Annotated in this window: 7 protein-coding genes; 1 reads left to right on the top strand and 6 read right to left on the bottom strand. The window is 62.1% G+C overall.

Annotated elements, in window-relative coordinates; genetic code table 11:
- Nucleotides 1–21: 21 nt before the first annotated feature.
- The 6 genes from ABIG06_RS20790 to ABIG06_RS20815 all read right to left on the bottom strand — a co-directional run bounded on the left by ABIG06_RS20790 (nucleotide 22) and on the right by ABIG06_RS20815 (nucleotide 11,083).
- The gene (locus ABIG06_RS20790) at nucleotides 22–3,930 is read right to left on the bottom strand and encodes an RHS repeat protein (RefSeq protein WP_370138428.1); all 3,909 of its coding nucleotides are present in this window, start codon (nucleotides 3,928–3,930) and stop codon (nucleotides 22–24) included.
- Between the two features lie 546 nt (nucleotides 3,931–4,476).
- Complete coding sequence (locus ABIG06_RS20795) at nucleotides 4,477–5,868, bottom strand: hypothetical protein (protein WP_124161186.1); 1,392 nt, start codon at nucleotides 5,866–5,868, stop codon at nucleotides 4,477–4,479.
- Entirely contained in the window at nucleotides 5,865–7,139 is a 1,275-nt protein-coding gene (locus ABIG06_RS20800; protein ID WP_370138429.1) for a glycosyltransferase family 4 protein, read from the bottom strand. Before ABIG06_RS20800 ends, ABIG06_RS20795 begins: the two co-directional genes overlap by 4 nt.
- 29 nt (nucleotides 7,140–7,168) lie before the next feature.
- Nucleotides 7,169–8,500: a cellulase family glycosylhydrolase gene (locus ABIG06_RS20805; RefSeq protein WP_370138430.1), complete on the bottom strand. Its 1,332-nt coding sequence runs from the start codon at nucleotides 8,498–8,500 to the stop codon at nucleotides 7,169–7,171.
- Between the two features lie 109 nt (nucleotides 8,501–8,609).
- On the bottom strand, nucleotides 8,610–9,743 hold the full coding sequence (locus tag ABIG06_RS20810; RefSeq protein WP_370138431.1) for a glycosyltransferase: 1,134 nt from the start codon (nucleotides 9,741–9,743) through the stop codon (nucleotides 8,610–8,612).
- A 236-nt stretch (nucleotides 9,744–9,979) separates the two neighbouring features.
- On the bottom strand, nucleotides 9,980–11,083 hold the full coding sequence (locus tag ABIG06_RS20815) for a glycosyltransferase family 4 protein (protein WP_370140881.1): 1,104 nt from the start codon (nucleotides 11,081–11,083) through the stop codon (nucleotides 9,980–9,982).
- Nucleotides 11,084–11,269: 186 nt separating this feature from the next.
- On the opposite strand from ABIG06_RS20815, the gene ABIG06_RS20820 reads away from it, so the two are divergent.
- Nucleotides 11,270–12,160 carry an aldose 1-epimerase family protein gene (locus tag ABIG06_RS20820; RefSeq protein WP_370138432.1) on the top strand — a complete coding sequence of 297 codons (891 nt, stop codon included), beginning with the start codon at nucleotides 11,270–11,272 and terminating at the stop codon, nucleotides 12,158–12,160.
- The last annotated feature ends 24 nt before the right edge of the window (nucleotides 12,161–12,184 follow it).

Below are 12,184 nucleotides of genomic sequence, written 5' to 3' on the forward strand. Positions count from 1 at the left end.
GGATGCCCATCTGCCGCGACTTTAGACGAATACGAAGTCGTGGCTCGTCAGGCTGCTGACATAGACGTTCTTGAGAAGGATCGAGTCGTTGGCCGAGAACGTGATGAGCGCATTCGTCCCGGACTGCGTCATCTGCAGGTGACTGTAGTCTGCCGCCAGCAGCTTCGAGATCTGGATCACGTCGTGAGTCGTGGCGTCGCCGGCCTGGAAGTTGAGGATCTGGTCCTGGCCGTGATCGTAGGTGATGGTGGTCGAATTCGGCGCGGCCGAGAACACGTCGTTGCCGGCTCCGCCTTGGATCGTCACGCCGCTCCCAACGGCCGTGACGTTATGGGTACCGTCGGTCTTGGTCTGATCGATGAACTGCAGTGCGTTGGCGGTGTTGTAGTTCTCGTGCTGCGTCGTGCCGGCCTGTCCGTTGAAGTTGAACAGGAAGACGTCCCTCGAGCCGTCGGCGTGGCTGGCGATCTCCTGGGTCTTGATGCCGGCGCTGTTATAGATGTCGGTCAGCTTGCTGCCGTCATTGTTGATGACCTGGGTATAGTCCAGAGTGCCGTCCGCGTGGGTCCTTGTGATCTCGACGATATTGCCCGAGGCATCGAGGTGCTGGTGCTGCGTCGTGTAGGACTGGCCCGTGATGTTGTAGTTCCAGTTGTCCGACGTGCCGTCGGCGTTCTTGATATAGGCAGCGGTCTCGATACCGCCGGTGTAGACCGTGGTGGAACTGTAGCCGTCGCTCTTGGTCGTCACCTCGCTGGTGATAATTCCTTTGGCATCATACCAGCCCGAGGTCTTGGTGCCGTCGGCGCTCTGCACAAGGGTGAATGCCAGGCTGTCGTCGGCGTGGGTCCGCACGATGTGCGTGAGGAAACCGGTGGTATCGTAGGTATCGTGCTCTTTCGTGTAGTTCTGACCGATGACGTTGAAGAGATAGACATCCCTCGAGCCGTCGGAGTGATAGTCGGTTTGTGTCTTCTTGAGGCCTGAAGCGTCGTAATTGGTCACGACGCTGCCACCGTCGCTGCCGACGACCTGGGTATAGTCGAGCGTGCCGTCGGCGTGCCAGCGGGTCACCTCCGTCGTCTTGCCCGTCGGATCGAGATGCTGGTGCTGCGTGGCATAGCTCTGGCCGGTGATGTTGTAGGTGTAATTGTCTTGGCTCAGGTCGGCATTGGTGATGTAGGCCGCAGCTTTCAGGCCGTTGGTATAGACCGTTGTCGAGCTGTAACCGTCGGCCTTCGTGATCACCTCGCTGGTGAGGACCCCCTTGGCATCGTACCAGTCCGTTGTCTTGGTTCCATCCTTGCTCTGCACCAGCTTGAACGCCATGCTGCCGTCCGCGTGCTTCCGGATCAGCGTCGTAAGGAAGCCGGTTGCATCGTAGACGTCGTGTTCGGTCGTGTAGTTCTGGCCGGTGATGTTGAAGAGGAAGACGTCCTTGCTGCCATCAGCGTGGTACTCGGATTGTTTCGTCCGTACTCCCGTCGAGTCATAGATGGTGACGACGCTGCTCCCGTCGTTATTGACGACCTGGGTATAGTCGAGCGTGCCATCCGCGTGCTTGCGGGTGACGGACGTGACCTTGCCGGCCGGATCGATGTGCTGGATCAGCGTGGTGTAGCTCTGGCCGGTGATGCCATAGGCATAATTGTCCAGACTACCGTCGGCGTTCTTGATGTAAACTTTCGTCTTGACGCCGTTGCTGTAGAGGGTTGTCGAGGCGAAGCCGTCGGCCTTTTGGACCACCTCGCTGGTGAGGCTGCCGGCAGCATTGTACCAGTTGGTCGTCTTGGTGCCGTCGGCGGTCTGCATCAGCTCGAAGGCCAGGCTGCCATCGGCATGCAGGCGCGTCAGGGTCGTGAGGAATCCGGTCGAATCGTAGACGTCGTGCTGGGTCGTATAGTTCTGGTCCTTGATGTTGTAGGTCCAGACATCCTTGCTTTTGTCGGCATGATAGCTGGTCTCGACCAGCTTGACGCCAGTGGCGCTGTACAACGTGATCACGCTGCTGCCGTCGCTGTTGTAGACCTGCGTCGAATCCAGCGAGCCATCGGCATGGCTACGTGTGACCGAGACGACCTTCCCCGAGGCGTCGAGATGCTGCACCTGCGTGGTGAAGCTCTTCCCAGTGATATTGTAGGTGTAATTGTCCTGCGAGCGGTCGGCATTCTTGACGTAGGCGGCGGTCTTCACGCCGTTCGTGTAGAGCGTGGTGGAGTAATAGCCGTCGGACTTCTGCACGACTTCGCTCACAAGGGTTCCGGCCGTGTTGTAGCTGTCGGTTGTCCGGGTTGCGTCGGTTCCGACATGAACGAACTTCGTCTTCACGCCATTGGTGTAGCTGATCAGGTCCTGGGAACCATCGCTGTAGGCGACGGTGGTCGAGGTCGGCTGCCCGCTCGAATTGAGGCCGGTGTCGGAATTCGACAGCAGCTTGCCGCTGGCGTCGTAGGTCTTCGTGTTGGTCCAGGTCGCGGCCGTGTTCGTCACGGAGAACGAGTATCCGCCCTGGATCTTGGACAGCGCGCTGCCGTAATGGGCAATGATGTAGTCCATCGTCGCTTTCGAGGCGACCGGCAGGACATGCGAATCCGTCAACGTGATGCTCTGCAGCGCCGTCGACTCGCTCAGGTCGGACAGTTGCGGCACGATCCCGGCGGCCGTACCGCTGACGCTGGTCCGGGTGTCCACGGGAGGCGGCGTTGTCGGGGGCGCGTCGATCTCGATGATCAGCGGGTGATCGCTGACCGGAATCGTGATCGTGCTGACGTCGGTATAGCTGGCGATCGCCGTGGTTCCCGTCAGCGTATCGTACACCTTCACCGTATGATGCACGCCGCCGAGATCCACCGTGACCGTCCGGGCGCTGTTGGTGACCTCGGTATCGGTGGCATCGTTCCAGAGCTTCGGCTCGGCCCACACGACCAGTTCGTAAGCCCCATTGCTCTTGCCGAGCACCATGCTGTTGCCCGAGGCCGGCATGTTGCTCAGGGTGTAGTTCAACGGATCGGTCGGCTGCAGGCCGCCCTTGCCGTCGTCGGCCAGAATGGTCGTCAGGTTATGAATAGCGGTCGCGGCGAGCTTGGGCGTCCCGTCGGAGTTGAACAATCCGAAGTTGGCCTCGGGATTCGTGTTGCCCGCGGAGGAGTCGCGGTCGAACAGCTCGTAGAGATAGGTCGCGCTGACACCGGCCTTGTAGGCATCGACCAGCGTGTTTAGGATCGATTTGGCCTGCACCGTCTCGTTGACGCCGAGATATTGGGTGTTGGCCTGCGTGGTATAGCCGGTCTCGGTGATGACGACGGGCTTTCCCGGTGCCGCGGACATGACGGCGCTGAGCGTTGCCGCGATGGAGCTGCCGGGCGTCAGGCCGGTGCTGACATAGGCGTGGGCATTGGCGTAGTCGACCGAGCCCGACATGTTGCCGAGCTGGCTGTAGCCCTGGGGATCGTTGTAGGCCAGTGACAGATTGTAGACGGGGATGCTGCCGAGCGCGGCGTTGGCATTGACGGCCTGATAGAGCGCGCTCTGGAATTGGGCCGCGGCGGTGAGGCTCGAGCTGCCATTGTAGCTGAAGGGCTGGTGATTGGCCTCGTTGAGACCCTCGATGGCGCTGATGCTGCCCGGGTGGCTCGCCGCGAACTTCTCGAGCGACGCGATATACTTCTGAAGTCCGGCCGCCCCCGACTGCGGCAGCGCGGACGATACGAGGAAGTCGAACTTGTAACCGGCAGCGGCGAGCCCCTCGACCACCGGCTGCGCGGCCGGGCTGGTTCCCATTGCGTCGCGGAGATTGGTGACGCCGAGATATTCCAGGTCGTCGATCATCATCGCGAGATTGTTGTAGCCGGTCCATCCGAAGCCGGCATGCGCGTTGACGCCGATGGAGTTGATGAAGCCGCTGGCGGACAGGATTGCTTGATCAGACATTGCACACTCGATTTCAGCGCGAACCAAATTGCTCGCAGGGATTTGCGTTCAAGCTTCTCTGGCGAGTGTGAATTTCAGATAAAAACAAAGCTACAAATAGCGAGCGAAACGGGTTCCTTGTGCAGGAACAGGCTTGCTCTGTTGCAGCAGAATGTTGATTGCGATGCCGGAGCAGGATGGCGTGAGAAAGGCGCTTTCAAGAATTTTGTCAATCTCACTGCTGAATGTATGCGCAGGCCGTGCCGATTGGATCCACGCGACAGGTTCGGAAAGGAACGATGCGGCGCTTGCAGCGCGTAATGTAGGCAAACGGATTCGGCGCGCGTCCGCAACCCTACGGACTTTCCTCCGCGCGTTCGTGCGATCGATATGACTGCACAGGACGTTTGCAGATGCCGTTTCTGTGAGCGGCTAAACTGTAGGATACACCCGGTAGGGTTGTGTTGATTGCGTGATGGCACACCCACCCGCTGCGGGAGCTGACACGGCAGGCCGGTTCCCGCTCGGAAAATTGGATCTGACTGGCAGACATACGGGTGCGGCAGATCAGCCGCGGCGGGCCAGCATGAGAAAGTCCCCGCGCCATGCGATAATCGCCGTTGCAAGCGCGGCGATCATGATCTTGCCGGCAAGCCATGCCGCGGGCTCCGTCGGCATCGAACCGAGTGATCCGATCAGGATTGCGGCCACCAGCGCCTGCACGACCAAAGACCAGCGCGGGAATGCCTCAAACCGCAGCGTAGGACCGAGTGCGACCAGAATCGTTGCGAGGGTGGCCAGCGAAGCACAGCCCACCGCCCCTCGTGGCGACAGGCCGGCCGACACTGCGACCAGGGAGAGGACGACAACGAGGGCGAGCTGGCCGGCGGCGACCAGGACCAGCCTGGTCGCCAGCTTCTCGAGGTGGGGGACAACAGCTATCGTCGCCTGCAAATGGGTATGCAGGAAATAGAAGGCGGCGATCGCCGGCGCCGTCTGCAGGAATCCATCCAGGCTCTCCCGGGGCACCAGGATACGCGCGGCATCTGGAATGAAGCCGACCAATCCGCCGAGCAGGACGAGGGTCGTGCAGATCATGAACTCGAACATGCGGCGCGCAGATTGCACTGATTTTGCGTCGGTCCCGTGCTCGAAATCCTTGACCACTTCGGGATAGCTCACGGTATGGATCGCCGCATTGAGGACCCAGAAGGGACGTTGCAGCAGGTCGAGCGCGATCGAAAATCCGGCGCCGGCCCCCGTCGCGCCCAGCCGGCCGATGACGATGAAGCGGAGCAGCACCGGCACCGACAGATGGATGACGGACGCAGCCGCCGCGAGCATGCCATAGCGGGAGAACTCCTTCCAGTCGGCCAGCATCGTCGGCAGCGAAGCGCGCTCCAGGGGTGTGCGATAGGCCGCCAGCCCGGCGAGGAGGCCCAGCGTGTGGCCGGCGGCAACGCCGAGCAGCGCCGCTTCGGCCGTTCCTGAGCTCGCTGCGCCGGCGGCGGCCCCGGTCAGAAGGCCGGTGGCACGAAGCGCAAGAAGAGAGGACGCGATGCCCAACCGATCGGACAGACGGACCGACAGGAAATAGAGATCCGTCAAGCCCTGAAGCACGGATATGCCGAGGCCCAGTGCGACGATCCCTGTCGGGAGCACGCTGGCCAAGGATGCGCAGCTCCCGACCAAGATAAGCGCGCCCGCACTCGACAGGCCTGCCGCAAAGAGCGACCACCTCAATCGAGCCGCTTCGTTCTCCCTTGCTGCCGCCAGAAAGCGCAGTCCGGCGAGCTGCAGCCACTCGAACATCAGGACGCAGAGCAATTGGCTCGAGGCCAGTGCCAGGGAAAAATTGGTGTAGTCGGCGGCGGGCAGCAGATGACTGACCGCGAAGATCAGGATGATCGCCGCGGCGCTTTGATAGAAGTAGCCCGCCATCGCCAGGAGGCGTGTCATCTCGGAATGAGGCGCCCCTTGCCGATGGTCCGTCCCAGCGGCGCGTCGGCCGTTGCTGCGTGCAGGCGCGACATCCGTTGCTGGCGCAATTGCTCATACAGGTTCTTGTATGAAGACAGCACGTCGGCAAATACCCATTTGTTGGTATCCGCGATGAGGCGCCGGCTGATCTCGTCGATCTTGTGCGGATCCGCCGCGATTGCGAGCATGCTGCCGGCCAGGGATTGCGGATCGGCTTCGGTCAGCCAGCCCGTCACGCCGTGCTCGATGACCTCGGGCATGCCGCCAAAGGGCGTTCCGAGCAGCGGCCTGCCAGCTGCCTTGGCGTCTGCGACGACGAGTGGACCGGGATCGTGCCAGATGGATGGCGCGACCACCACGTCGACTTGCCTGTAGAAATCGTCCGGCGACACGAAGCCCATGAACTCGATGCGCGCGTCTGGAGCGAGCGCCCTGAGGCGTCGTTGCTCCTCGTCGCTGACGCGACCGGCGATCAGCATCCGGATGCGATCATGGGGCAGCATGGCAAGTGCTCGCATCAGGTTGTCGATGCCCTTTTCCTCCGTGAGGCGACCGATGAACCCGAACGTCACTTCCGTGGTGCAGATTGGACGAGGATAGGGCTCACGCGGCGGCTCGGTCGAGGCGTTGCGGATCACGGTACGGATCGGCGTCTCGGTGAACATGCCCATGTCGGTATGAATGGACAGGACGCGCTCACTCACGCCGACCACGGCACTGAGCCAATGCGTGGCGCGCTTGCGATGATAGCTCAGAATTCCGCAGCTCGTGCAGGTGTGCTCGCAGGCGCGTCCCTTGTCGAAGCGCGAGCAGCGCGGACAGGTCAGATAATAGTCGTGAAGCGTATGGAGCACCGGGACGCCGAGGTGGGCGGCAACGCGCCAGATCGCGGTGGTGAGACCCGACAAATTGTTCGAGTGCATTACGTCCGGCTTGAAGGCCCGGACTCGCTCCGCGATCAGGGGCGCCTGCATCTGCCAGTCATCGACCGCGTGCCAGATGCTGCGCAGCGCGACGTTCTTCTGCTCGGTGAAAGGCAGATAGATGTTCTGTACCGGCGCGGAATAGATGTCGATGCCGTTGCAGGATTCGCGAGCCTGTTGGGGGGCAGACGCGGCCCGTATCACCTCGACCTCGTCTCCGCGTTGCACCAGGCCTTCGGCGAAACGTCGCGCGAAGATCTCTGCACCGCCAACGATCTTTGGTGCCTGAGGTGTCGGATAAAGCGTGGACGTCAAAAGAACTTTCATCGCGTAACCTCATGTTTGCAAAATCGCGCCTATCGCGCCGGCCGTATCTCCAGGCCGGGTATGGAACCGTTGTTGACTGCAATGAGAACCGGTGTGCTCGAAACCGGAATCCAGGCCCCGGATGCCGGTCTTGCGGTGGAATCGCACGGCATCGCAAAAGTCGCTCCTTCCTGTTCTCCCTTAAGCCGGATTTCGTAACGTCGGTCCGGGGCCTCGGACCAGACTGCAACTCTGCCGCCGGACGCCGTGGATGCATTGATCGACACGACGCCGCTGGCGAGCTCTCGTCGCTCGGCACTCAGGCTGGAGCGAATGAAAGCCCAGGCGCCCTGGGCCGCGCAGGCGACGGGTTTTGGCGAGTTGTCGAAACGGTAGAGGCCGAAATTGTGCTCCAGATCCGATGGATTCTTTCCGCTGTCCTTGAGCTCATAGAGCCAGACGCCCTTGAGCCAGCGTGCCGCGGTCGACGCCCACAGGATGAGCTGTGCCGTATTGTCGGCCTGGGCCTGCTCGCTGACGTCGCATTTGTTGGTGGCCGTGGTCCAGCCGGTCTCGGTGACATAGATCGGAAAGTCGGGGTTTCCGCTCGCCTGACCCACGAGCCGGTGGAACGCGGTGAGCCGATCGATGATCTCGGCGGAGGTGCGTTTGCTTGGGCCCATGCAGAAATTGTAGAGATGGACCGAAGCGCCGTCCGCGTACTGGAGAATGCCGGTTCGCAGCATCTTCTCGGTCCACGTCCAGCCCGGATCGTCGCCGAGCGCCCCGACCAGGAAAGGCGCGTTCGGCGCAACCCGCTTGACCGCCGGGCGTGCGGCCTCCGCGAGTGCCAGATAGTTTTCCGGTGAGAATGCGGCATCTTTCTTTGCCGCCAGGTTCCATTCGTTCCAGAGCTCGAACAGCGGGTGTTGCGCCACGACCGATTGCGCCGCGGCCGCAGCATAGTCGGCAAACCGCTGCCGGGCTTCATCGGTCGTCGGTGGTGAGGAATTCGGAACGAGATGATGGCCGAACGCAAGAATCAGGAGCGGCCGCGCGACGCCGGACCTGACTTGCGCCTCCAGCCTGCCGAGTTTGGGCGTGAATCCCATCCGGCGTCCTGGCGTCTCGAAATCGGACCAGGGGAAATCGTCGCGGAAGGAGTTGAAGCCGAGTTGCTTGATCTGGGCGATGTTCTCTGCCGGCACGTACCCGCGCGCGCTCACCGGCCCGCCCAGCCCCTGATGGGTGCCGACACCCAGCAGGAATCGAGCATCGAGCGGTTGAGCGTGCTGAGCGCAGGCAGGGACCGACAGAAGAATGGACGAGATGAAGGCCGCGAGGCGGACACTGTCGCGAACCAAGGTGCGTGGGCGTGTCATGGTCTAGTTCATGCTCACGCGCGATACACTGGCGGTGACACCAAACCGGGCTTGGCGGATCGCCATCGCGATCTCCGGCATCTGCGAGGGCAAGCGTGCATGCTGATCGTCACTTTGAGAGATCCGATTGCAGCCCCGCCTTCGTTGCAATCGGCGTCCGGTCGTCCTGAAGGAGCTCGAGATAGACCTGCTGCAATTGTCCATGCGTCTTCTGAACGTCATACAGCTGCTTGAACCGGTCGTAGCCGCGCTGTCCCAGCACCTTGAGATCGAGATCCAGTGCTCGCCGGAAGCCGTCGACGAGCGGCTGAACGGCGACGGGCTCGCACAGCACGCCGGTGACGCCATCGACGACGATCTCGGGCAATGCGCCGCTGCGGAACGCCAGAATGGGCTTGGCGGCGCGCATCGCCTCCAGGGCAACGAGGCCAAAGGCTTCCCATCGTGACGGGATCACGACGAGGTCGGCGGCCTCAAGCTGGGTCTCGATGGTTGGCCGGTCCAGCCAGCCCAGCAGGGACACGTTGGAGGGGACCGTGGGGCCTTCGTATTTGCTGACGACGGAGGCGCCGACGATGCGGACGTCGAGGTCGTCCTCGAGCGAGCGTGCCGCTTCGATCAGGAGATCAAAGCCCTTCTGCCGGTCCAGACGACCGATGAACAGGACCTTGACCTTCTTGGAAGTCCATTCCGCCGCAACGGGCTGCAGCGTACGGCTCTTCGAGATGCCATTGTGGACGAGGGTGAGGCGGTCGGCGGGAATTCCCGCGCGGACCGCCTCGTTGAATTCGTCGCCGGAGATGCAGATGATCCGGTCCGACGTGCGCGCGAGAAGGTTCTCCGCCGCCTTTGTCACCACGTGACTGAGGCGGCCGGTCTCGCGCGAAAACGCCCAGCCGTGCGGACAATAGACGACGCGCGGTCCGCCCGAGCGGGCCGCCAGCGCAGGCCGGAGCACGAGGCCTGCAAACGAGGAATGCAGGTGCACCACGTCCGGTCTGAAGGCATCCAGCGCTTGCATGCTTGCGCGCAACATCTGGAATAACCCGGCGATGCTGCGTCCGGATCGCTCGAACGTCGTAATCTGATTGTCATCGACCGCGGCGAGATCGCGTCGATGATCCGAGGGCACGACATAATGTACGTTCTCGGCGCCGAAACTCGTCTGTTGCTGGGGATGTAACTCATTCAGGTAGCTCGCAATCCCGCCACGAATCGTCTCGGCGACGTGCAGCACTTTCATCGTCTGTCTTGGATAGGGCTGCGTCGGAGAGCCGGACATCGTGTATCCCTGTTCTGAGCTTCACTGAAGACGGCACAGTTCCTCGAATACGTAGCGATATTGGGGCAGCGATGTGGTGTTGTTGCGCCGCGATCGTGCACGAACGAAAAAGTTCTCGTGGAACAATGCAAGGAGCCGCGACTTGCAAAACGTTTGTGCAAGAACCATTGCGCGCAATAGGCGAACTGCGTCGAGCTTCAAGCGGCGCTGGCGATTCGTGCTGGTCGTTCGAGATGATCGAGCAGAGCCTTCGCCGACTTCTTCCAGGAATAGAAGGCAAGGCGATTCTGCTGCCGCATGCGTTCCTGGTCAGAGATCGCACCGATTGCCAGTCTTTCGAGCATAAGCTGCTTCAGCGCTTCGGCATCGGTGGCGCAAAAATACGCAGCCGCGTCACCGCACGTCTCGACGACGGCATCAGCCATCGAGGCGATGACCGGACAGCCGAAGATCATGGCTTCGAGCGGCGGTACGCCGAATCCCTCGTAGAGCGAGGGAAACACGAATGCCGATGCATGCGCATAGAGAGCTGCGATCTCGCTGTCCGTCAGACGTCCGGCAAGCAGCAGGCCGGAAACCCCTTCGCCCGAATTGTCCTGAAAGACCTTGCTGTTATCGCCTCCGACGATGACCAGTGGAACGTCGGCCCGCTCGAGCAACTGGACGGCGCGGATCGCGACCGAGAGATTCTTGTTCTTGGTCTTCGAGCCCACGAAGAGGAAGAATTTTTGCGGCTGAATGCCCAGTCGCGCAAGGATGCCGGGGTCAGGCTTCGTGGCGGCGAAATGTTCGGCGCTGTTGGGAAAGACCGGAATGCTCGATGCCGATAGATTCAGCACGTCAGCAAGTTCTCCGCGGGAAAATGCCGACACCGTTGCGATGGTTGCGTGGCGGGCGAGCAGCCGCCCCATCGTGCGATGAACGGTCAAGTAGCGCCAGTTGAAGAAGTCCGGTCTGCGAAAGACCTGGGCGTCGTGGAGCACGACAATGTGGTCGCCATGGAAGACGGGACCGGAATTGGCCAGACTGATCAAGCGGCCTCCGGCAGCGGCGCGTGCGAGATCGATCTGATCCCAGGCGTGCCCATGCAACCGGCCGACCGCGCGGATCTTGATCCGATCGAGATGAAGGGTCTCGCTTGCATCCGCTGGCGTCAGCAATTTCCATTCGGCGTTGCGCAGCGGGGCAGGCGTCTGCTCCGACGCCAGGAGCACGTCGATCGCCTTGACCATTTCAGCGGCATAACGCTGAACGCCGGTTAGCTTTTGCGACAGAAAGCGGCCGTTGATGAAGAACTTCAATTGGCTACCATGGGAGTTCATCGGCTTTCAGGTCGGGTCGGCCTCGGGGAGGCAGACGGTGATCAAGCCAACAGAGCAATCGTTGGGTACGGAAATATGACGTAGCGCTCGATCGGCGCCAAAACGTTCGAAACGCATGATCGGCGCTGCCTTGCTGCGGGTGGGTTGGGGGTGTAGACGTCGGGCATGACCGACGACACCTACTCTCTCCGCAGCGGCTCCCTCACGGCAACCATCAAGGCGCACGGTGCCGAGCTGTGCTCGCTGAAGGACGACAGCGGCATCGAATTCGTTTGGCAGGCAGGACCGGAATGGCCGCGCCACGCGCCGCTGCTGTTTCCGATCGTCGGGCGCCTTGCCAAGGACGAATTGCGGCACCGGGGCAAGGCATATCGGATGACCCAGCACGGCTTTGCCCGCGACAGCCGCTTTGCGTGGGCGGAACGCGGCGAGAGCCGCTGCACCCTGGTGCTCGATGACAATGAGGCGACGCGCGCGCTCTATCCGTTCGCGTTCCGGCTCGCCGTCGCCTACGCCATCGATGACACCGGTCTCGACCTGACGCTCACGATCGCCAACACCGGCAAGGAGACGCTGCCGGCCTCGATCGGGGGCCATCCCGCCTTCAACTGGCCGCTGCAGCCCGGCGTGGCAAAGGAGAGTTATGCGCTTACCTTCGCGCGCGCGGAGTCGTCTCCCGTCCGCCGTCTCGATGGTGGACTGCTGCGGCCGGCGGCGGAGCCGAGCCCGGTCAAGGGCAACTCGCTTCCTCTGTCCGAGTCCCTGTTCACCGACGACGCCATCATCTTCGACCGGATCGAGAGCACTTGGGTCCGCTATGCCGCGGGGCAGGGTGCTTCGACCGGGCCGTGGCTGAAAATGTCCTGGCGCGGCTTCCGCGAGCTCGGCATCTGGTCGAAACCGTCAGGTGCGCCGTTCCTCTGCATCGAGCCCTGGCGCGGCCATGCCAGTCCCGCCGGCTTCGAGGGCGAGTTCACCGACAAGCCGGGCCTGATGCATATCGCGCCGGGTGGGGAAGAGCGCTTGTCGTTCCGGATCGAGGTCGGATCGTCCTGAGGCCGAGGGGCGCGCTGATCGATG

This window comes from Bradyrhizobium sp. USDA 326, assembly GCF_049739485.1.
Lineage (GTDB): Bacteria > Pseudomonadota > Alphaproteobacteria > Rhizobiales > Xanthobacteraceae > Bradyrhizobium.